The following is a 23,224-nucleotide window of genomic DNA, read 5'->3' on the forward strand; positions in this document are numbered from 1 at the left end:
AAATTCAACAATTAAAATAAATTATTACTTTTACCCCCATTTCAAAACTTATATTTTTACTTCGAAATATTAATTAAGTTTTGATAAGCATCGCGCTTATCGTATCAATCAATAAAAATACGATAATGGAAAAACCAAAATTAAATTTTTGGCAAATTTGGAATCTAAGTTTTGGATTTTTAGGAGTCCAAATTGGATATTCGCTGCAAAATGGAAATACAAGTAGGATTTTAGAAGCTTTAGGTGCCGATGTTCATAGCATAGGTTATTTTTGGCTAGCAGCCCCTCTAGCGGGTTTGGTTGTGCAACCTATAATTGGACTTTCGAGCGATAAAACTTGGACAAGACTTGGACGACGAATCCCATTTATATTTGGTGGAGCAATAGTTTCGGCTTTGGCCATGTTTTTCATGCCAAATGCTGAAAATTTTACCTATCTATTACCCCCATTAGTTTTTGGCGCTACTATGCTATTATTAATGGATACTTCTTTTAATGTTACCATGCAACCCTTTAGAGCGCTTGTTGGCGACATGGTTAATGACGAGCAACGTAACCTTGGTTACTCTTTGCAAAGTGCATTAATTAATTTCGGTGCGGTTTTTGGCTCTATGTTACCTTGGATTCTTGCTAAAGCGGGAGTAGCAAATGTACCTGCCGAAGGCGAAAAAGTAGCAGCATCAGTAATTTGGTCGTTTTATATTGGAGGAGCAATTCTATTAATTACGGTTTTATGGACTGTATTTAGAACAAAAGAATATGGCCCTAAAGAGCATGCATTATATAATAAAATAGATTTAGAGGCTAAAGAAACCAAAGAAAAAACAAGTATTTTTAAATTGATTGGAAATGCTCCAAAAATATTTTGGCAATTGGGTTTTGTACAATTTTTTTCATGGTTTGCCCTGTTTTTAATGTGGGTATATACCACTAGGGCCATCGCCAATCAAGTTTGGGGTCCAGAAGCCATAGACCCAAAATCTATAGGGTTTAACGAAGCAGGAGATTGGACTGGCGTTCTTTTTGCCTTTTACAGTGCCGTAGCCGCTATATACTCTTTATTGATCCCAAAAATAGCAAAATCATTAGGCAGGAAAAAAACCTATAGTTTTTCATTGTTACTTGGAGGAATTGGTCTAATGTCAATGTTTCTTGTACATGATAAAAATATATTATTGCTATCCATTTCAGGAGTAGGTTTGGCTTGGGCAGCAATATTAGCTATGCCTTACGCCATGTTATCAGGGTCATTACCTGCAGACAAAATGGGGGTCTACATGGGCTTGTTCAATGCAACAATAACATTGCCTCAAATTGCGGCAGGAATATTAGGCAGCACCTTAATTGCCTTTTTTGGAGGTAACCCAATGGTTATCATAGTTATTGCAGGAGTTTCAATGTTGACAGCGGGTCTGGCAGTATTTTTTGTTAAAGAAAATTTGTCAACCGTTAAATAAATTATTATAATTCAGATGGAAAAGGTTAAAGCATTTATATTCGACTTAGATGGAGTCATTGTTGACACAGCAAAATACCATTATTTGGCTTGGCAAAAAATCGCAAATCAATTGGGTATCGAATTTACACACCAACATAACGAGCAATTAAAAGGAGTTAGCCGTGTGCGTTCTCTTGATTTAATTTTGGAATTAGGCAAAATTCAGGCTTCACAAGAAGATAAAAACAAATGGCTCGTTCAAAAAAATGAAGATTATTTATCTTACTTGGTAGATATGGATGAAAGTGAAATCTTGCCTGGCGTAATGCCAATTTTAAAATTCCTAAAAGAAAAAAAACAAGGGATTGCTTTGGGTTCGGCAAGCAAAAACGCAAAACCTATACTTGAAAAAACGGGAATACTTCATTATTTTGACGTAATTGTTGACGGGAATGATGTTTCTAATGCAAAACCAGACCCGGAAGTTTTTCTTCAAGCAGCTAAATTGTTGCATGCAAGTAACGCCGATTCAATTGTTTTCGAGGATTCAGTAGCAGGAGTACAAGCCGCAAATATTGCAAATATGACAAGTGTAGGCATTGGAGAAGAAACCGTTTTGCATGAAGCAAAATACATATTCCGTGATTTTACAAACATTGACACCAATTTTATAGAAGCTTTGATTAAAAAATAACATTTTAATTAACCTTTGCAAGAATAAAGCTGAATAACCACAAACAGCTTCAAAAATAATTTATAAACGCATAAACAAAACAAAAATGAACCAAGATTATATTAAACCAGACAATTGGTCCATCATAGAAGAAGGATTTGATGTAGAGAGCGTAAAGTCGTCAGAAAGCCTATTTAGCATTGGTAACGGCGCCATGGGTCAACGGGCCAATTTTGAAGAAAATTATACTGGAGAGACTTTCCAGGGAAGTTATATTGCTGGAATTTATTATCCAGACAAAACTAAAGTGGGATGGTGGAAAAATGGTTATCCTGAGTATTTTGCTAAGGTATTGAACGCTCCCAATTGGATTGGAATTGACGTAGAAATCAATGGTGAAAATTTTAATCTAAATGCCTGTACAGCGGTCAATAACTTCCGTCGCGAGTTGAACATGAAAGAAGGCTGGTATAACCGTTCTTTTGAAGCCACTTTAAAAAATGGAACTGAAATTGCCGTAAATGTGCGTCGTTTTCTTTCATTAAATTTAGATGAAGTTGGTGTTATTAATTATGAAGTCACTCCTTTAAATAAGGATGCCAAAATAATTTACAAACCTTATATTGATGCAGGAGTAACCAATGAAGATGCTAACTGGGAAGAGAAATTCTGGGAGCCATTAGATGTAAAACACAATAAAAACGAGGCATTTGTAACTGCTAGAACATTTAAAACACATTTCATAGCAACAACATTCATGCAAAACAGCATTTTTCTGAACGGTAAAGATTTAAATCTTACGACAGAAAATGTAGAGTCCAGTAAAGACAAAGTACAATTCATCTATGCGATTTCTGTTGCTAAAGGCGAAAAATCTTCAATCCGAAAAATTGGAGGTTATACCGTTTCCCTAAATCATGAAAACACACAACTTGCTGCTTCAAATGTAATTAAATCCGCCTTAACGAAAGGATACGATTTATTATTGCAAGAGCAAATTGATGCTTGGGCAAAAATCTGGGAAATGTCAGACATCACAATTGATGGAGACGTAAAAGCACAACAAGGAATTCGTTTTAATATTTTTCAATTAAACCAAACCTATTTGGGAAAAGATTCTCGATTGAATATTGGACCAAAAGGTTTTACAGGTGAAAAATATGGTGGTTCAACTTATTGGGATACCGAGGCGTATTGCATTCCGTTTTACATGGCAACAAAAGACCAACAAGTAGCCCGAAATTTATTGACCTATCGTTTCAATCAATTAGATAAAGCCATTGAAAATGCGCAAAATAATTTAGGTTTCAAAAAAGGTGGCGGAGCAGCATTATACCCAATGGTGACCATGAATGGGGAAGAATGCCATAACGAATGGGAAATTACCCATGAAGAAATTCACAGAAATGGCGCTATTGCTTTTGCTATATTTAACTACTACCGTTTTACGGGTGATTACTCCTATATTCCTGAAAAAGGTTTGGAAGTTTTAATTGGAATTGCCCGTTTTTGGCACCAAAGAGCTTCGTTTTCAAAAAACAAAAATCAATATGTGATTTTGGGAGTTACAGGTCCTAATGAATATGAAAATAACGTAAACAATAATTTCTATACCAATTATATTGCAAAATGGTGTTTGGATTATACTTACGAACAAATTCAAAAAGTATCCTTAGAGTATCCGTCAGACCATAAACGCATCATGGAAAAAGTAAATCTTTCGGATGCAGAATTGCAAGATTGGAAAAAAGTATCCAATGGGATGTATTTTCCAAAATCGGAAGAACTTGGAATCTATCTGCAACAAGATGGCTTCTTAGATAAAGATTTGGTCCCTGTTAAAGATTTAGATCGTTCACAACGGCCAATAAATCAAAAATGGTCTTGGGATAGAGTTTTACGTTCCCCATACATCAAACAGGCCGATGTTTTGCAATGTTTTTATTTCTTTGAAGAGCATTTCTCTAAAGAAGAATTGAATAGAAACTTTGAATTCTACGAGTCGTTTACCGTTCATGAAAGCTCACTTTCTCCTTGTGTACATTCCATTCAGGCAGCTGTATTGGACAAGATGGACATGGCTTATACTTTCTACTTAAGAACATCTCGATTGGATCTTGACGATTACAATAAAGAAGTGGAAGAAGGTTGTCACATCACTTCCATGGCTGGAACTTGGATGAGTATTGTGGAAGGTTTTGGGGGAATGCGCGTTAAAAACGACGCCCTTCATTTTTCTCCAAAAATTCCAAAAGAATGGGAAGGCTATTCTTTTAAAATTAATTTCAGAAACCAAATATTAAAAGTTTCCATTAATCACAATGATACCCAATTTTCTCTTGAAGGTTCTAAAGAGCTTACTGTATTCGTAAATGGAACACCTATTTTAGTGGAACCAAATAGTTTGGTAACCGTTTAAATTAAAACAACTATAAAGGCATTGGGTTACATTAAGAAAAAACTTAATTGACTTGATGCCTTATTGATTTAAAAATTGAGTCATGAAAAAAATATTTCTACTGGTACTTTTCATTTCATCACAACTATTTGCCCAAATTGACAAAGTAGAACCTCCGTTTTGGTATGCTGGCATGCATAATCCAGAAGTACAGATTATGTTCTATGGAAAAGATATCGCTCAATATGAAGTAGCTGTTTCCAACGCCATTATTATAAAAAACGTTCAAAAAACCGAAAATCCTAACTACATTTTCGTAACCATCGACACAAAAAACATTCAGGCTCAAGATTTTGTTTTTTCCTTTTCTAAAAACAAGAAAGTCACTTTCACAAAAAAATATTCCCTAAAACAACGAAGACAAAATGCTGCTTTACGCAAAAGTTATGATGCTTCAGACATGATTTATCTGGTAATGTCCGACCGATTTGCAAACGGAAATCCCAATAATGACAGCGATAAATCTGTGATTGAAAAAGCCGACAGAAAAAATCCCGGTGGCAGACACGGTGGCGACATCGAGGGAATGATACAAAATTTAGATTATATTCAGGAATTGGGTGCAACTGCTCTTTGGCCAACGCCACTTTGCGAAGACAATGACAAACGCTATTCTTATCACACGTATGGACAATCAGATGTCTATAAAATCGATCCGAGATTTGGAACTAATGAAGAATATCTGAAATTATCCTCGGAGTTGCACAAGCGAAACATGAAATTGATCATGGATTATGTCACCAACCATTGGGGTTCTGAACATTGGATGATGAAAGATTTACCAACTTACGATTGGTTGCATCAATTTCCCGGTTATGCACAAACTAATTACAAAATGACCACCCAATTCGATAAAAATGCCTCTGATATTGACGCTAAAATGTGCATGGACGGTTGGTTTGTAAAATCAATGCCCGACTTGAATCAATCCAATCCGTTACTATTGAATTATCTTATACAAAATGCGATTTGGTGGATAGAATATGCTGATTTGGATGGGTTTCGTGTTGATACCTATTCATACAATGATAAAGTGGGTATTGCAAAATGGACCAAGGCAATTACTGATGAATATCCCTATTTCAATATTGTTGGAGAAGTTTGGATGCACAATCAGGCACAAATGGCCTTTTGGCAAAAAGACAGTAAAATTGGCGCAATAGAAAATTACAATTCCTATTTACCAAGCGTCATGGATTTTACCTTGCAGGATGCCGCAGGAACCGTATTCAATGAAGACGAAGCCAACTGGGAAAAGGGTATGATAAAATTTTACGAGAATTTCACCAACGATTTCTTGTACCCGAACCCAAACAGCATCATGACTTTCGTAGAAAATCACGATACCAATCGTCTCAATACTATTTATAAAAACGATTTCAAAAAATACCAAATGGCTATGGCCTTAATTGCAACAGTTCGAGGAATTCCTCAATTGTATTATGGTTCTGAAATAGGGATGAATGGTGACAAAAGCAAAGGCGATTCCGAAATCAGAAAAGATTTTCCTGGCGGATGGAAAGGTGATGCCAATAACGCATTTCTAAAATCCGGCAGAACTGAAGAGCAACAAAAATTCTTTGACTTCACTTCTAAATTATTTACTTGGAGAAAAACGAATGAAGCAGTACATTTTGGCAAAATGAAACATTACGTACCTGAAAACAATATTTATGTTTATTTTAGATACACTGATAACAAATCGATTATGGTAATTATGAATAACAATGTTAACAGTCAATCCTTAAAAACAAGTCGATTTCAGGAAAGCATTCAAAATAATACTTCCGGAAAAGAGATTATTTCCGGAAAATCAATTGATTTAAAAAGTGATATTCTTATTGAAGGAAAATCGGTTTTGATATTAGAATTGAATTAAATAATGAACAATACCAAGACAGACTGAAAGGAAAACATCTGTAAAATTAGATTAATTGAATACACTAGATTGTTCAAAATAAATAAAAATGAAAAAACTCCTTATTATACTAATGGCATCAACTATTTCCTTTGCCCAAAATGTAAATAGAAAATTTGAAAACTATAAAGAAACAAACAATACTTTAGAAGTAAAGACCTCCGATGGTTTATATGTTATAAAACCGTATACCGGAAAAATTGTAGAAACGTCTTTTATTCCAAATGGAGAAACATTCAATCCAATTTCTCATGCCGTAGTTTTGGAACCAAGAAATGAAAGCTCAAAAGTGATTGAGGCACACAACTTAATAACCTATTCTACCAGTGGAATTATAATTTCGATACAAAAGGCTCCTTTTAAAATTTCATATTCCTATAAAAACAAAGAATTACTGTCGGAAAAAAACGGGTATACAAAAAAGGATTCTACCGAAATTTTAGATTTTAATCTAAATCCAACCGAAACCTTATATGGTGGTGGAGCAAGAGCTTTAGGTATGAACCGACGCGGCAACCGTTTGCAATTGTACAATCGGGCACATTATGGCTATGAAACACGTGCTGAACTGATGAATTTCACCATGCCACTTGTCATGTCATCAAAAATGTATGCCGTCCATTTTGACAATGCCCCAATTGGATATTTGGATTTAGATAGCACTAAAAACAATACTTTAGCCTATGAAACCATATCAGGCAGGAAAACCTATCAAGTAATTGCAGGAGATTCCTGGGCCGATTTAATTTCCAGTTACACTGATTTAACAGGAAAACAACCTTTGCCTGCACGTTGGACTTTAGGTAATTTTTCCAGTAGATTTGGGTATCATTCTGAAGAAGAGGTTCGAAAAACCATCGATCGGTTCAACAAAGAGGAAATTCCTGTTGATGCCATAATTCTTGACTTGTATTGGTTTGGAAAAACGGTTCAAGGAACCATGGGAAATTTGGATTTTGACAAAGAAAAATTTCCGAATCCATCAAAAATGATTGCCGATTTGAATGACAAAGGAGTTAAAACAGTTTTGATTACCGAGCCTTTTGTTCTCACCACTTCAAGCAAATGGCAAGAAGCAGTCAATAAAAAAGTATTGGCTACAGACGAATCTGGAAATCCTTTTATATATGATTTTTATTTTGGAAACACCGGCTTGGTGGACATTTTTAAACCAGAAGGAGCAAATTGGTTTTGGAATATCTACAAAAACTTAATCAATCAAGGAGTCGGTGGCTTATGGGGAGATTTGGGTGAGCCCGAAGTTTTCCCTTCAAAAGCATTCACGGCTGCCGGAAAAGCCGATGAAGTACATAATATTTACGGACACAATTGGGCAAAATTAGTTGCCGAAGGGTATAAAAAAGATTTTCCGAACCAGCGTCCGTTTATCTTGATGCGTTCCGGTTATTCGGGTTCACAACGCTTTGGGATGATTCCTTGGTCTGGAGATGTGAGCCGAACCTGGGGCGGGTTGCAATCGCAAACAGAAATTGCGCTACAAATGGGAATGCAGGGAATGGGCTATATGCACTCTGATTTAGGGGGATTTGCCGGAGATTATTTTGATAACGAATTGTACATCCGCTGGTTGCAATACGGTGTTTTTCAACCGGTTTACCGTCCGCATGCACAAGAAGATGTGGCTTCTGAACCCGTATATAAAGATGTAGCAACCAAAGCAAAAGCAAAAAAACAAATCGAATTGCGGTACCAAATGTTGCCCTACAACTATACTTTAGCATTTGAAAACAATCAAAAAGGAACTCCACTAATGCGTCCTTTATTTTTTGAAGAGCCTTCTAACAATAAACTTTTAAACGTTTGTGAAACCTACCTTTGGGGAAATGACTTTTTAGTGACCCCAATTACCAAGGCTGGAATCACGAAAACATCCGTCTATTTTCCCAACAAGAACAATTGGTTTGATTTTTATTCAGACAGAAAATATTTAGCTGGAAAAACTGAAGATATTGCAACTTCAGAGGATCATCTTCCGGTATTTGTACGTGGCGGCGCTTTCATTCCAATGATAAAAACTATCCAAAACACCTCAAAATATTCGTTGGCCAACTTTGATTTGCATTATTATTTTGATCCTAAAACCTCCAAAAGCCTAGGGAGAATATATAATGACAATGGGACAACTCCTAATGCTTTCGAAAAGGGCGAATATGAATTATTGAATTTTAGTGGTGTTGCAACTATAAAAAACTTGACAATCCAATTTAATTCAGAAATAGGAAAAAATTATCAATCGTCAGATAAAAATGTGGCTTTAACCATACATAACGTCAAAGCAAAAAAAGTAACTATTGACGGTAAAAATACTCCGTTCAAAAGAAACAAAAGCAACATACAAATTCCAGTAATGTGGGAAAAAGGATTGCCAAAAGAAATTAAAATTCAATTATAACATGAAAAAAATTGCCCTACTCTGTTTAATATCGTTTCTTTTTAACACGACTCCTACATTAGCCCAAACAAAAAAAATTGCCGCTGTGGAAACCAAATCAAAAACAAAAACTCCTTTCGTTTGGGAAGGTGCCAATCTCTATTTTTTAATGACCGATCGTTTTAATAATGGTGACACCTCTACAGATATCAATTTCAACAGAGACAAGCCAACCGGAAAATTACGCGGTTTTGAAGGGGGAGATATCAAAGGAGTAATTCAAAAGATTGATGACGGTTATTTTGACAAATTAGGGATCAACGCTATTTGGTTAACTCCGATTGTAGAGCAAATTCATAACGGCGTGGATGAAGGAACCGGCCTTTCATATGGATTTCATGGGTATTGGACAAGAGATTGGACAAAACTGGATCCAAATTTTGGAACCGAAAAAGATTTGGCTGAATTAGTGAAAAAGGCACATGCAAAAGGAATTCGTATCGTTCTGGATGGCGTTATCAATCACACTGGCCCAGTTACCGATGTTGATACTGTTTGGCCAGAGGACTGGGTAAGAACTGGTCCCCAATGCAAATATGATACTTTTCAAAACACGACAGAATGCACATTGGTGGCCAATCTTCCAGATGTGAGAACGGAAAGTACAAAAGAAGTTACCCTTCCTCCTTTCTTGATCGATAAATGGAAAAGTGAAGGACGTTACGAACAAGAAACAAAATCTTTGGATGCGTTTTTTAAAAGAACCGGATATCCTAGAACTCCCAAGTATTATATCATAAAATGGCTAACAGATTACATCACCAAATTTGGTATTGACGCCTATAGAGCCGATACCGTAAAACATACTGACGAAAGTGTTTGGGCAGATTTTAAAATACAATGTGACTATGCCTTTGCCGATTGGAAAAAGAACAACCCCACCAAAGTATTGGATAACAACCCGTTTTACACAATTGCCGAGGTTTATAATTACGGTATCAGTGGCGGACAATTGTTCGATTTTGGTGATAAAAAAGTCAACTATTATCAAAATGGATTCAATAACATGATCAATTTTGAATTCAAATGGGACGCTAAGAAAGATTACGAATATATATTCTCTAAATATTCCCACAAACTGAACACTGAATTGAAAGGCTACAGTGTTTTGAACTATTTATCATCACATGATGACGGAACACCATTTGATCCTAAACGAGACAAAAGCATCGAAAGCGGCACAAAACTATTGCTTTCTCCTGGAATTTCCCAAGTATATTATGGGGACGAAACAGGCCGTTCCTTAGTGATTGAGGGAACTCAAGGCGATGCCACTTTGCGTTCGTTTATGAATTGGGAAGACGTAAAAACAAATCTGGAAACACAAAAAACACTGTTGCATTGGCAAAAATTAGGACAATTTAGAAAAAACCATCCAGCTGTTGGAGCGGGAATGCACAAAGTAATTTCAGCTCAACCCTATACGTTCAGCAGAAGTTTTACTAAAGGAAATTTTAAGGATAATGTTGTAGTTGGATTGGATTTACCAATAGGTAAAAAAATGATTTCTGTTGGCTCAGTTTTCAAAAATGGAACAGTTATTAAAGATACTTATTCCGGAAAAGTAGTGACCGTTTCAAAAGGAAAAGTAATTATCAATAGTGCCTTTGATATTGTATTGTTAGAATTAAAAAAATAATTTCAATTATTTCTTATCAAAACGTCTTTAGAAATGAAGGCGTTTTTTTATGTTTACACTTTAAAAAACATGAATAAAACCCTTAAAATTGGACATCGCGGTGCAAAAGGATATGCACCCGAAAACACGCTGCTCTCGTTTCAAAAAGCGATTGATATGGCTGTTGACGGAATAGAACTCGATGTACATTTGAGTTCCGATGGAGAAATTATTGTCATTCACGATGATACAATTGACAGAACTACCAACGGAAAAGGAATAGTAAATAAACTATCTTTGTCCGAATTGAGAAAGTTTAAAATTGAAAAGGAACAAACCATCCCTACTCTGACTGAAGTTTTCAATTTGGTAAACCAACAGTGTTTCATCAATATTGAACTGAAGGGAAATGGTACAGCAAAGCCTGTTGTTGCACTAATTGAACGTTATGTTTTAAATAAAAACTGGGATTACAGGCGTTTTCTTATTTCAAGTTTCGATTGGAATGCCTTACAAGAAGTCCGTTTACTGAATTCGAAAATTCCGGTAGGAGTTTTAACCCAAACCAATTTGGATTTAGCATTGGCTTTTGCCAAATTTATTAAAGCAGAAACGATTCACCCCTATTTTCATTTGTTAACCAAAGAGAATACAAAGCAAATGCATGATGAAGGAATATCGATCTTCTCTTGGACCATCAATGAAATGGAGGACATTCAAAAAATTAAATCATTCAATGTAAACGGAATAATTTCAGATTTTCCAGATAGAGTATGAACCAAAATTTTGACATCATAATAGTTGGCGGTGGAGCCGCTGGATTTTTTACTGCCATAAATATCGTAGAGAAAAACCCGAAGTTGAAAGTAGCAATCTTGGAACGGGGCAAGGAAGTCTTGTCCAAAGTACGTGTTTCCGGAGGCGGAAGGTGCAATGTAACCCACGCCTGTTTTGAACCCAATGAACTGGTGAAATTTTATCCGCGTGGCGAGAAAGAATTGCGCGGTCCGTTTCATCAATTTTGTTCGGGAGATACAATTGAATGGTTTGAAAAACACGGAGTAGCACTCAAAATTGAAGCTGATGGGCGCATGTTTCCAGTTTCTAATTCCTCACAAACCATAATTGATTGTTTCCTACAGGCCACAAATAAATTGGGAATTACAATTCTAACAGGACAAAGTGTGCAGTCCATTTTCAAGGCGGAAAATTTCTGGAAAATTGAAACCCAAAACGAAAAATACATTGCCGAAAAGTTGATTCTAGCCACAGGCAGCAACCATAAAATATGGGAATTGCTGCAAACTTTTGGCCATGCCATAGTTTCCCCCGTCCCGTCCCTATTTACATTTAACATTAAAGACACGAGAATAAAAGAATTGCCTGGAGTTGCGGCAAATGTTACGGTAACAGTAAAAGACACTAAACTTACTTCAACGGGACCTTTATTAATTACGCACTGGGGAATGAGCGGCCCGGCAATTTTAAAACTATCGGCATGGGGTGCCCGAATTTTATTCGATAAAAATTATCAATTTACCATTTATGTTAATTGGCTGAATGATTTGGATGTAGAGGATACCGAAAAAATATTGAAAGACTTAAAACAAGAACACGCTAAAAAAGCGGTTTCTAAAAAATCACCTTTTGAGTTCCCAAATAGACTTTGGGAAAGTTTGGTACTTGCTTCTGGAATTGAATCTGAAACTAAGTGGGCCGATTTATCTAAAATTCAACTGCAAAATTTGGTCCATCAATTGACAAATGCTACTTTCCAAGTCAATGGGAAAAGCACTTTTAAGGAAGAATTTGTAACTGCAGGCGGAATCAATCTAAAGGAAATCAACTTCAAAACCATGGAGAGCAAGCTGCATGAAAACCTTTATTTTGCGGGAGAAATCGTGAATATTGACGCGATTACTGGCGGATTTAATTTTCAAAATGCTTGGACAAGTGGGTTTATTGTGGCGAATGCAGTTTGAAAACCTATCTATTCAACCACCAAATACTAATATTTAAAACCGAAGCAAAACTTACCCAAAGTAAATACGGAATAAATAAATAGCCTGCAATTTTATCTATTTTTCCAAATTTGATATAGGTTTCATAAATCATCAACCACAACAAGATAATTTCTACACCAGCCAACATAGGGTTTTTCAATCCAAAAAACAATATTGACCAAAGGCCATTTAAACCCAATTGAATTGCGAAAAAAAGTAAAGCTTTTCTAACAGCTTCTCGTTCAAAATCCATTCGACTCCAAACCAAACCTGCCGCAATTCCCATCATAATATACAACAAACTCCAAACGGGTGCAAAAACCCAACTTGGCGGATTAAAACTGGGTTTAACTAGAGTTGGAAACCACGTTACCACACTGGAACGCGTCACCATTCCCGATACATATCCAATACCAACACAGGTCAAAACGAAAATTAAAATTTTTACGTACTTGTTCATGATAAATTTTCATCAAATTTAGTCAATTTAACTGCGATTCGACAAATAAAGAAATGAAGGTAAAATCAAAAAAAGTATCTTTGCCTAAATTTCAAAAATCATGTTTTCAGCAAACGATTTTATTTCAGCGACTTATTCCAATACCATTGAGAAAGGAAGTTTTACATGGAGCGCGCCAAGTAATATTGCCTTGGTTAAATATTGGGGCAAAAAAGACAAGCAAATTCCAGCGAATCCATCGGTGAGTTTCACTTTGAATAATTGTAAAACGATTACCAAATTGACTTTCGTTAAAAGACAAAATGACACTTCGAAATGCGCTGTGCAGGCTGATTTTTCTTTCGATTTGTTTTTTGAAGGAAAACCAAAAGAAGATTTCAAGCCAAAAATTCAAAAATTTCTGGAACGAGTTCATCTATATTTACCGTTTTTAGCAGCCTATCATTTTACGATAGACACTCAAAATACGTTTCCCCACAGTTCTGGAATTGCTTCATCGGCATCCGGAATGGCAGCCTTAGCAATGAATTTCATGAGTTTGGAAAAAGCATTGAATCCGGAAATGACAGACGACTATTTCTATCAGAAAGCATCCTTTCTAGCTCGATTAGGTTCCGGAAGTGCCTGCAGAAGCATTAAAGGAAGTGTTGTGGTTTGGGGAACTCATGCCAATATAAAAGGAAGTTCTGATTTGTTTGGCGTGGAATTCCCGAATGTCATTCACGAAAATTTCAAGAACTATCAAGATACTATTTTACTGGTTGACAAAGGAGAAAAGCAGGTTTCGAGCACTATTGGACATGATCTCATGCACAACCACCCTTTTGCCGAAAGGCGATTTGCACAGGCGCATGAAAATTTAGACCAACTTTCGACAATACTTGAAAATGGAAATTTAGACGAATTTATCAAAATCGTTGAAAGTGAAGCCCTGACATTGCATGCCATGATGATGACGTCGATGCCCTATTTCATTTTGATGAAACCCAATACGTTGGAAATCATCAATGCGATTTGGAAATTCAGAAATGCAACTAAAATCCCCATTTGTTTTACATTAGACGCAGGCGCCAACGTTCATGTTTTGTATCCCGAAAACGTATGCGAAAAAGTTTTGCAATTTATTAAGGACGAATTAGTTGGCTATTGTCAAAATGGTCAGTACATTTGTGACGAAATTGGAATTGGAAGTCAATTGATAATTAATAATTGATAATTGATAATTGATAATTGATAATTGATAATTGATAATTGATAATGTAAAATTAAAGAATGGAGAAGCGAAACATTATCAAAGAAAAATCATTTTTATTTGCAATCGAAATAGTTGGTCTTTATAAAGTTTTAGCCGAAAGAAAAGAGTTTGTTTTGTCAAAGCAAATGTTACGTTCTGGAACATCAATTGGGGCAAATGTCAGAGAATCGGAACATGCACAAAGTAAAGCTGATTTTATCCATAAATTATCAATTTCACTAAAAGAAGCTAACGAAACAGAATATTGGTTAGACCTTTTGTTTGAAACGAAATATATAAGTCAAATTGAATTTGAAAATATAAAACCTAAAATAATAGAATTATTAAAATTGTTAACTAGCATTATTAACACTTCTAAATCAAAATAATTATTAATTATCCATTGTTAATTATCAATTAAAAACATGAAAGGACCACTATTTTACTCAAAAATATTACTGTTTGGAGAATACGGAATTATTCGTGACTCTAAGGGTTTGTCTATTCCTTACAATTTTTATAATGGTGCCTTAAAAAGAGATGGAAATCTGTCTATTGATGCCGTCTCATCGAATGCGAGTTTAAAACGTTTCGTTTCTTATTTAGAAAATCTACAAAGCGAACAATCTCAATTAGTTACTTTTGATTTGACCAATTTAAAAAATGACGTTGAAACCGGAATGTATTTTGACTCCAGTATTCCGCAAGGTTATGGCGTAGGTAGTAGTGGCGCACTTGTAGCGGCGATTTATGATAAATATGCACAAAATAAAATTACGGTTTTAGAAAATTTAACTCGCGAGAAATTATTGCAGTTAAAAAATATTTTTTCTCAAATGGAGAGTTTTTTCCACGGAAAAAGTTCTGGCTTAGACCCATTAAACAGCTATTTGAGTATTCCCATTTTAATTAATTCCAAAGACAATATTGAAGCCACCGGTATTCCGACACAAAGTTTGGACGGGAAAGGCGCAGTATTTTTGTTAGATTCTGGTATTGTTGGCGAAACCGCTCCAATGGTGAATATTTTTATGGAAAACCTGAAAGACAAGGGTTTCCGTGCCATGCTAAAAAACCAATTTGTAAAACACACCGATGCTTGTGTAGAAAATTTTTTAGGTGGAGATATGAAATCACTATTTACAAACACTAAAAAATTATCAAAAGTAGTCTTGAATAATTTTAAACCAATGATTCCTGAACAATTTCATGGAATATGGCAAAAAGGAATTGACACGAACGATTACTACCTCAAATTATGCGGCTCTGGTGGTGGCGGTTATATTCTAGGTTTTACGGAAGATTTAGAAAAAGCAAAAGCCTCATTGAAAGATTATAAACTGGAAGTGGTTTATCAATTTTAGAAGTACTCAACTTTTAAGTTTCTTCCATGCTAAATAGAAAGAACAAGCTTTTATTATTAAAAACTATCAGTTTGTTCTCTGTAGTCAGAGGGTATAATATTCCTATTATTGTTATAGCACAATATCTTTCGGCAATTTTTATTCTTGCTCCCGAAAAAAGGGCATTGGCCGTAATTTTAGATTTCGATCTCTTCATTTTAGTTGTTGCATCGAGCTTAACGATAGCTTCTGGCTACATCATTAATAATTTTTACGACAGCAAAAAAGATTTGATTAACCGCCCCAACAAGTCCCAGTTGGATCGATTGGTGAGTCAAAAAACAAAACTTCAGGTTTATTTTGGCATCAATTTTTTTGTGGCGTTGATAGCCTTTTTTGTTTCGGGACGCGCCTTTATCTTCTTTTCGGTCTATATTTTCCTGATTTGGTTTTATTCCCATAAGATAAAAAAATTCCCCATGATAGGAAATCTCATGGCGGCATTTTTAGCGGTATTGCCCTTTTTTGGTATTCTTTTGTATTACAAAAACTTTTATGAAGTCATCTTTTTTCATGCTACTTTTCTTTTTCTATTATTATTGATTCGGGAAATGATTAAGGATTTAGAAAACATTAAGGGGGATTTGGCAAATGATTATCAGACTATTCCCATCGTTCACGGAGTGATAATTTCTAAAACAATCATAACCGTTTTGTTATCACTTTGCGTCATCCCAGTTTATTTTTTAATCAACGTTTTCGATGTGGGTTATATGGATCTTTATTTTTATGTCTGTTTTATAATCCTGATTTTTTTCGGAATCCGTTTATGGAAATCCAACACAAAAGAACAATTTTTACAACTCCATAATACCTTGAAATTTCTTATTGTTGCGGGTGTTTTTTGTATTGTTCTTATCAATCCAAGCGTGTTGTGGAACGGAAAAAAGTTGTTACTGATGATTTGATCAATCAACGCCTATTCTCGTGAAATCCCAAAAAATCGATTGGACTAGCCCAGATAGAAGCGGCATCCCACGCTTTTTTGCGTGGATATAGCGAATAGCGGGATTAGCTCCCGATAACTTTATAACTCCCAACGACTATTCTAATCTAATTGCCTATCTTTGCACACATGAGGCCATTAAAGGCCAAACTGACGAAGCAAATTACAGAATTTATGAATAATAAGGAGGGCAATAAAAAAGGAAACGGCGCTAGACCAAATAGTTCTAGACCCAGTTCTAACAAGCCAAAACCTGCAATGCAGAAGCGGGCTCAAGGGCCAAAAAAAGCAAAAATAGTTACTAAAGTTGCTATTGTTGCAACAGATAAAGTAGAGAAAAAACCGAACCAAGCGCCAAAAAGACCAAAAGTGGCCGACGAAATTCGTTTGAACAAATACATTTCCAATTCGGGCGTTTGTTCCCGTCGTGATGCGGATATTTACATCCAATCCGGAAATGTTAAGGTCAATGGAAATCCTATTGTAGAAATGGGGTACATGGTAAAACCAGGTGATGTCGTGAATTTTGACGGTGCGGTTTTGACTCCCGAAAAAAAGGAATACATCTTACTGAACAAGCCTAAAAACTTTACCACTGCGCTGGACGAAGGCCAGGAATATCGAAATGTTTTAGAATTGGTTAAAGGATCCACTACTTCAAAAATTGGAGCCGTGGGAAGAATGGATAAAAACACTACCGGTTTGTTGTTGTTTACTAACGATACCGATATGATCCGTAAATTTACGTTACCGAATCAAAAATCATCCAAAATTTACCAAGTTTCTTTAGATAAAAACTTAAAATTTGAAGACTTAGAAAAAATCAGTAAAGGACTAGTTCTTGACGGACACCGCGTTTTTGTAGAAGAAGTGAGCTACATTGAAAACGAACCAAAAAGTGAAATTGGACTTAAATTAAGATCTTCAAATGTAAAGGTGGTTCGTGCCATTTTTGAACATTTTAGTTATGATGTGTTGCGAATTGACCGAGTGGCATTTGCGGGTTTGACTAAAAAAAATCTGCCCCGTGGAAACTGGAGGCTTTTAACCGAACAAGAAATCATCAATTTGAAAAACGTATAAGTTTTTTAAAATATAATCACTACTTTTAATTCCTGCTTTTTTAAAGCGGGAATTTTTATTTAAACAAACAATTATGACATCCCAGAAACTACAATCTATTGCTTTTAAGTGGTTTGATGCTTTTAATTCCCATAATTTGGAGCAACTTTTGTCTTTATATGATGGCGATGCTGAACATTTTAGTCCGAAATTAAAAATTAAAAAACCAGAAACCAACGGATTGATAAAAGGTAAAAAAGCGTTGCACGATTGGTGGCAAGATGCTTTTGAGCAATTTCCTAGTTTGCACTACAAGGTGACTTCACTAACGGCAAATTCAGATCGAGTCTTTATGGAGTATGTAAGAAGTGTTGCGGGCGAAGAAGACACACTCGTTGCCGAAGTCCTGGTGGTTAAAGAGGACAAGATTGTGTTTTCGAGAGTTTATCACGGATAATTACCATTTAAATCACTAACACCAGAAACAACTTATCATTTCTGTCTTTATAATGTATTAAATTCTATATGAAAAAATTCACTTCCCCTTTAATCGCAATTATTATTTCTGTCCTATTGGCAAACTGCAAATCGGAAAGTAAAAAACAAGATTTTGGCACTTTGACAAAAGACTATTTTGATGAAAAAAACACGTTATTTCCACTAGATGCCACTCAAAACGGACAGAATGAATATAACGATCAGTTGCAATTTGAAATGACCGACAGTTTTAGAAAATTGCAAAGTGCCTTTTTTGACAAATACGAAAAAGCATTGGCAACACTTGATGAAACAAAACTGAGTGAAGAAGAAAAAAATAGCTATGAAATCATGCAATGGGAAGTTGCTGTTGGTAAAGAATTGCTCCAGCAACCTACGAATTTAATGCCTATTCAACAGTTTTCGGGAACACACCTAACAATGGGGCAATTTGCTGGAGGAACAAGCGCACAGCCCTTTAAAACCGAAAAAGATTATACCGATTTCTTGAAAAGAATGGATTTATATTCTGTTTGGATAGATTCGGCAATGGTTTACATGAGAAAAGGGATCAAAAAGGGAATTGTTTTACCCAAAACGTTAACCGAAAAAGTGATCCCGCAATTTGAAGAAATGCCTACGCCAAACATTGAAGACAATCTCTATTTTTCATCTATAAAACGGATGCCAAATGATTTTTCTGATGACGTAAAAAGAGATTTGACCACAAAATACACTACTGTAATTCAGGAGAAATTGATTCCTCAATTCAAAAAAATGACTGCTTTCCTAAAAAACGAATACCTACCCGCTTCGAGAACCACCAGTGGCATAGGAAGTTTCCCTTTTGGCTCGGCATTATATGCCACTTATGCCAAACAATGGTCCACTACCGAAATGACTCCGGCTGAAATCCACAATTTGGGTTTAAAAGAAGTGGCTCGATTGAATTCTGAAATGGAAAAAGTAAAAAAACAAGTGGGGTTTAAAGGAACCATAAAGGAATTTTTTGATGAAGTCAGAAATAAAAAAGAATTGAAACCTTTTAAAAAACCTGAGGAAGTAATTACCAATTTTGAAAGTATCTACAAACGGATAAAACCTAATGTCGATAAACTATTTGCTCTTCAACCCAAAACAAAATTCGAAATTAGAAGAACCGAAGCCTTTAGGGAAAAAACTGCCAGCGCAGAATATATGCAAGGTACGGCAGACGGATCCCGACCTGGAATTTTCTATGTTCCCATTCCGGATGTTGCCAATTACAATTTTTATGCCGATGAGGATCTATTTTTGCACGAAGCCATTCCTGGACATCATTTTCAGATATCTTTACAGCAAGAAAATACAGAATTACCAAATTTTAGAAAATTCAATTGGTTTGGAGCTTATGGTGAAGGCTGGGCACTGTACACAGAGAGCTTGGGTAAAGAATTGGGGTTGTACCAAGATCCGTATCAATATTTCGGAATGCTGGGAAGCGAAATGCATCGCGCAATTCGATTGGTGGTAGATACTGGAATTCACAGTAAAAATTGGACACGGGAGCAGGCTATACAATATTCGCTAGAAAATGAAGCAGAAAGCGAAGCCAGCATCATTGCCGAAATTGAACGCTATATGGCCATTCCGGGTCAGGCATTATCCTATAAAATTGGGCAATTAAAAATTATGGAGTTGCGCAAAAAAGCCGAAACTAAAATGGGGAACAAATTCGACATCAAGAAATTTCACGGGAAAGTACTCGAATCTGGTGTGATGCCCTTGGCTTTATTAGAAAAGAAAATCAATTCTTGGATTGAAGTAAAACAATAAAAACATGAAAAAGAAATTAAGCATAAGCATGGTGCTATTTATTTGCTGCATCGTTTCGGCGCAGAGAATTGCCGATAAAATTGACCCTAATTTTTCTGGTGCATTGTATAGAAATGGTTCCTTAAATTCCACTTATCATGAGAAAACAGAAGGCAGCCCCTATTTAAATGAAAAATTTAATTATGCTGAAGTTTCAGGAATTGACCAAAAATTAATGGTTCGTTATAATGCCGAATCCGATCAAATTGAAGTCCAAATAGAAACAAACGATGTTTTAATACTAACTAAAGACGATAAATTTAATCTCATCTCAATAAATTTGGGACTGACTAAAATGAAACTTTTGAATTATAAAAATTTAAAAGGAGAAGATGTCTATGGTTATCTGGTGGTGTTATTTGACAAAAATGAAGTTTCCCTTTTGAGAAGAGACAAAATTATTCTTCAAAAGGAAAAACAACCTAAAAATAGTTACGATGTTTATTCCCCTGCTAAATTGGTAAAAGCAAATGAAGAGTATTATTTAGAAACAAAAGATAAAAAAATAATACCAATGCCACAAAACAAAAAACAGTTGCTAGAACTGTATCCTGAGCAAAAGGAAGCCATCATACCCTTTCTTAAAAACAATGATTTGTCCTTTAAGACTGAAAGCGATTTGATCAAAATCACACAATTCCTTTCCACTTTATAATTAACTATGACATTAGAATAAATTCTTAAAATCATGCGGCAATCCCAACAGCTATTCCTCGTTTTTTTATCTACCCTTATAGGGAGTTGTCAAGAAAGAACAGCATCCAAACCAACCATTACAACCGCAATAAAGAATACTGTCACCTCTAAGACTACAGATACCCTCACGATTGATTTAGTTGCTTTGCAAAAACAGGGGAAATTATTGCATACGACAGTAATTACCATTAATAACGATCCGGTATACCATAGCGTTAAACATTTTAATGCTTTTCCTTTGCAAGAATTACTAAATACCTATCCAGCCATCAGGGATTTGGATGCCACAAAATATCAAATTGTTTTTGAGTGTGAAGATGGCTACAAACCCGTAATGCCATTACAACAATTTTTATCCAAAAAATCGTATCTCGCCGTCAGTGACGTAGATGCTCCAAAAGGAGAATTGTGGTCGAAAATCATTAAAGACGGACACGAAATGAAAGCAGCGCCTTTTTATTTAATATATGAAGACGTATCAACTATGGAAACGGATTTTAAATGGCCTTATAACCTCATAAAAATTCACTTTGTTGATAGTGCTTCCGATTCGTCTCTCTATCCGAAAGGCAATAAAAAAGCACAAGCGGGTTTTAAATTATTTAAGAAAAATTGCGTCACCTGCCATGCCATCAATACAATTGGAGGGAAAATGGGTCCGGAACTGAATTACCCAAAAAGCGTAACCGAATATTGGGATAAAAACCAATTAAAAGCCTTTATAAAAAACCCTGAAGCGTTTAGAAACGGGGTCAAAATGCCAACGTTGGCTCATTTGACAGAAAAGGAAATTGAAGATATCACTGTTTATTTAACCTACATGGCAAACCACAAATCATAAAAAAAGCCCCTTAGGAAATGAGGAAACTGAAAAAGCCCTTCAATAACGGAAAAACATTTTTAAGCGATTAGGTAAAAGAGGATTAATTTTTATTTTTTGATTGAAAACACTACTTTCTAACGAGTCGTTTTTTCTTATCTTGGCACTTTCTAATACACTTTCGTTTATGTCCTTATTTCAAAATTTGTTAGTGGAATATACAAAAACAAACACTAAATAAAAAAAAAACAAAAGTATTACTCTTGGGTTTCTTTTTCTTCTTTAATTAAATGAATAATTACTCCAACTTGATTTTCGGGATGTTCTTTTTTGCTAATTCGTTGAACCCTTATTTCAAGATAATCAATTCCTACTTTTAATAATTTATAAATAATTCTGTTTTCGCTTCTTGGTACAAATCCTAGTTTGAAATCATTGTAATAAATGGCAACTGCACGAGGGTCATACTTGTTGTCTTCTTCTAATTTTAATTGTAATTGCTCCCCTATTTTTAACTCGTTAAAAGCTAAAACACCCTCATAATAGGTAAATCCTGCAATGTCAAAATGGGCTAAATGCTCTCTCATAACTTTTGTTTTAAATTCGGTTACAAAACTATTTTGTATTAGTGCAGTAGAAATGCACCTATTTGTTTTATTTTTGATTCATAAATTTTAAAGTATGTCAATAACTAAAAATGCAATAATAAGATACCACGCTTTAGACAAATGTTTTAGCAATTTTGGGCGTAAGTTTTCTAATGAAGATTTACTTAAAGCATGCAATGATGCTCTTTTTGAATATAATTTTTCTAACGAAGGAATTAAGAGAAGACAACTTTTTGAAGACATTAAGTTTATGGAAAGTTCGCAAGGTTGGGAAATTCCCTTGCAACGAAATAAAGAGGGTAGAAAAGTGTTTTATAAGTATGAAACCAAAGATTTTTCTATAAACAACCAACCCATTAATGACTTTGAAGTAGAAAAATTAAAATCAGCTTTGTTAGTTTTATCTCGTTTTAAAGGAATGCCACAATTTGAATGGGTAAATGAACTCATTTTAAAATTACAACAAGCTTTTAACCTCGACAGTTCCAGAAAAGAAATAATAAGTTTTGATGCCAATGAATATTTAAAAAATATACACCTTATTGGCGATTTATTTAATGCCATTATCTATCAAAAAGTATTGGTATTAGAATATCAAAAATTCGATAACGAAACAAGCAAAACTTTCGAATTTCACCCTTATTATCTAAAGCAATATAACAACCGTTGGTTTATTATTGGTCGGTTTCCTAAATATGAAAATCTAACTCATTTTGCATTAGATAGAATTGTTCAATTCAAAGAAATGAATGCAAAATATATTATATCGACAGTAGATTTTAATGAGTATTTTGAAGATATTATAGGTATTTCAAAGCCTAAAAACGCAACTATAGAAAAGGTTATTTTGCTTGCAACAAATGATTTAAAACCATACATAATCACTAAACCAATTCACGGTTCACAAAAAAGAATTTCTGAAGACGAAAATGGTTATTTATTTTCAATTAATGTTTTTATCAATTTTGAATTAGAAAATTTGCTTCTTTCATATGGCGAAACGCTTAAAATTGTGGAGCCAAAATCGCTACAAGAAACTATTAAAAATCGGTTACTTAAAAATTTAGAAAACTATCTTTAATTTTTTTATTTGTTTAACTTGTA

The 23,224-nt window shown here is 34.9% G+C and carries 20 protein-coding genes; 18 read left to right on the forward strand and 2 right to left on the reverse strand.

All coding sequences use genetic code 11. The annotated features are described in order from the left end of the window. Positions 1 to 125: 125 nt before the first annotated feature. The 8 genes from DB895_RS02190 to DB895_RS02225 all read left to right on the forward strand — a co-directional run bounded on the left by DB895_RS02190 (position 126) and on the right by DB895_RS02225 (position 12,539). The gene (locus DB895_RS02190) at positions 126 to 1,457 is read left to right on the forward strand and encodes an MFS transporter (RefSeq protein ID WP_208012124.1); all 1,332 of its coding nucleotides are present in this window, start codon (positions 126 to 128) and stop codon (positions 1,455 to 1,457) included. 15 nt (positions 1,458 to 1,472) lie between these two features. Further along, complete coding sequence (gene pgmB / locus DB895_RS02195) at positions 1,473 to 2,132, forward strand: beta-phosphoglucomutase (RefSeq protein WP_116723717.1); 660 nt, start codon at positions 1,473 to 1,475, stop codon at positions 2,130 to 2,132. Positions 2,133 to 2,217: 85 nt separating this feature from the next. After that, on the forward strand, positions 2,218 to 4,530 hold the full coding sequence (locus tag DB895_RS02200) for a glycoside hydrolase family 65 protein (RefSeq protein WP_116723718.1): 2,313 nt from the start codon (positions 2,218 to 2,220) through the stop codon (positions 4,528 to 4,530). An 82-nt stretch (positions 4,531 to 4,612) separates the two neighbouring features. Then, the gene (locus tag DB895_RS02205; RefSeq protein ID WP_116723719.1) at positions 4,613 to 6,448 is read left to right on the forward strand and encodes a glycoside hydrolase family 13 protein; all 1,836 of its coding nucleotides are present in this window, start codon (positions 4,613 to 4,615) and stop codon (positions 6,446 to 6,448) included. 88 nt (positions 6,449 to 6,536) lie between these two features. Continuing rightward, on the forward strand, positions 6,537 to 8,900 hold the full coding sequence (locus DB895_RS02210) for a glycoside hydrolase family 31 protein (RefSeq protein WP_243694613.1): 2,364 nt from the start codon (positions 6,537 to 6,539) through the stop codon (positions 8,898 to 8,900). Between the two features lies 1 nt (position 8,901). Further along, positions 8,902 to 10,578 carry an alpha-amylase family glycosyl hydrolase gene (locus DB895_RS02215; protein WP_116723721.1) on the forward strand — a complete coding sequence of 559 codons (1,677 nt, stop codon included), beginning with the start codon at positions 8,902 to 8,904 and terminating at the stop codon, positions 10,576 to 10,578. A 69-nt stretch (positions 10,579 to 10,647) separates the two neighbouring features. Further along, a complete protein-coding gene (locus DB895_RS02220; protein ID WP_116723863.1) occupies positions 10,648 to 11,334 on the forward strand; it encodes a glycerophosphodiester phosphodiesterase in 687 nt (228 codons plus the stop codon). Continuing rightward, positions 11,331 to 12,539 carry a BaiN/RdsA family NAD(P)/FAD-dependent oxidoreductase gene (locus DB895_RS02225; protein WP_116723722.1) on the forward strand — a complete coding sequence of 403 codons (1,209 nt, stop codon included), beginning with the start codon at positions 11,331 to 11,333 and terminating at the stop codon, positions 12,537 to 12,539. Before DB895_RS02220 ends, DB895_RS02225 begins: the two co-directional genes overlap by 4 nt. Positions 12,540 to 12,543: 4 nt before the next feature. Here the strand turns inward: DB895_RS02225 and DB895_RS02230 are convergent, their stop codons facing one another. Continuing rightward, on the reverse strand, positions 12,544 to 13,020 hold the full coding sequence (locus DB895_RS02230; RefSeq protein ID WP_116723723.1) for a TspO/MBR family protein: 477 nt from the start codon (positions 13,018 to 13,020) through the stop codon (positions 12,544 to 12,546). A 100-nt stretch (positions 13,021 to 13,120) separates the two neighbouring features. Here DB895_RS02230 and DB895_RS02235 point away from each other — a divergent pair, with 100 nt between their 5' ends. The 9 genes from DB895_RS02235 to DB895_RS02275 all read left to right on the forward strand — a co-directional run bounded on the left by DB895_RS02235 (position 13,121) and on the right by DB895_RS02275 (position 21,533). Continuing rightward, the gene (locus tag DB895_RS02235; protein WP_116723724.1) at positions 13,121 to 14,233 is read left to right on the forward strand and encodes a diphosphomevalonate/mevalonate 3,5-bisphosphate decarboxylase family protein; all 1,113 of its coding nucleotides are present in this window, start codon (positions 13,121 to 13,123) and stop codon (positions 14,231 to 14,233) included. A gap of 59 nt (positions 14,234 to 14,292) precedes the next feature. After that, positions 14,293 to 14,643, forward strand: a complete 351-nt coding sequence (locus DB895_RS02240) for a four helix bundle protein (protein ID WP_116723725.1) — start codon at positions 14,293 to 14,295, stop codon at positions 14,641 to 14,643. 36 nt (positions 14,644 to 14,679) lie between these two features. Then, a complete protein-coding gene (locus DB895_RS02245; protein ID WP_116723726.1) occupies positions 14,680 to 15,618 on the forward strand; it encodes a mevalonate kinase family protein in 939 nt (312 codons plus the stop codon). 26 nt (positions 15,619 to 15,644) lie between these two features. Further along, positions 15,645 to 16,565: a geranylgeranylglycerol-phosphate geranylgeranyltransferase gene (locus DB895_RS02250; RefSeq protein ID WP_116723727.1), complete on the forward strand. Its 921-nt coding sequence runs from the start codon at positions 15,645 to 15,647 to the stop codon at positions 16,563 to 16,565. Between the two features lie 212 nt (positions 16,566 to 16,777). Then, a complete protein-coding gene (locus DB895_RS02255) occupies positions 16,778 to 17,686 on the forward strand; it encodes a pseudouridine synthase (RefSeq protein WP_116723864.1) in 909 nt (302 codons plus the stop codon). Positions 17,687 to 17,759: 73 nt separating this feature from the next. Then, positions 17,760 to 18,122 (forward strand): nuclear transport factor 2 family protein, encoded by a 363-nt coding sequence (locus tag DB895_RS02260; RefSeq protein ID WP_116723728.1) that lies wholly within the window; start codon positions 17,760 to 17,762, stop codon positions 18,120 to 18,122. Positions 18,123 to 18,190: 68 nt separating this feature from the next. Continuing rightward, positions 18,191 to 19,957: a DUF885 domain-containing protein gene (locus DB895_RS02265; protein ID WP_116723729.1), complete on the forward strand. Its 1,767-nt coding sequence runs from the start codon at positions 18,191 to 18,193 to the stop codon at positions 19,955 to 19,957. A gap of 4 nt (positions 19,958 to 19,961) precedes the next feature. Continuing rightward, the gene (locus tag DB895_RS02270) at positions 19,962 to 20,651 is read left to right on the forward strand and encodes a hypothetical protein (protein ID WP_116723730.1); all 690 of its coding nucleotides are present in this window, start codon (positions 19,962 to 19,964) and stop codon (positions 20,649 to 20,651) included. Between the two features lie 33 nt (positions 20,652 to 20,684). Further along, the gene (locus tag DB895_RS02275) at positions 20,685 to 21,533 is read left to right on the forward strand and encodes a c-type cytochrome (RefSeq protein WP_116723731.1); all 849 of its coding nucleotides are present in this window, start codon (positions 20,685 to 20,687) and stop codon (positions 21,531 to 21,533) included. 236 nt (positions 21,534 to 21,769) lie between these two features. On the opposite strand, the gene DB895_RS02280 is transcribed toward DB895_RS02275, so the two are convergent. Beyond that, entirely contained in the window at positions 21,770 to 22,099 is a 330-nt protein-coding gene (locus tag DB895_RS02280; RefSeq protein ID WP_116723732.1) for an HIRAN domain-containing protein, read from the reverse strand. Positions 22,100 to 22,193: 94 nt separating this feature from the next. On the opposite strand from DB895_RS02280, the gene DB895_RS02285 reads away from it, so the two are divergent. Then, a complete protein-coding gene (locus DB895_RS02285; RefSeq protein ID WP_116723733.1) occupies positions 22,194 to 23,201 on the forward strand; it encodes a helix-turn-helix transcriptional regulator in 1,008 nt (335 codons plus the stop codon). Positions 23,202 to 23,224 lie beyond the last annotated feature (23 nt).

Origin of the sequence: Flavobacterium psychrotolerans, from assembly GCF_003097635.1 — a bacterium.
GTDB lineage: Bacteria > Bacteroidota > Bacteroidia > Flavobacteriales > Flavobacteriaceae > Flavobacterium > Flavobacterium psychrotolerans.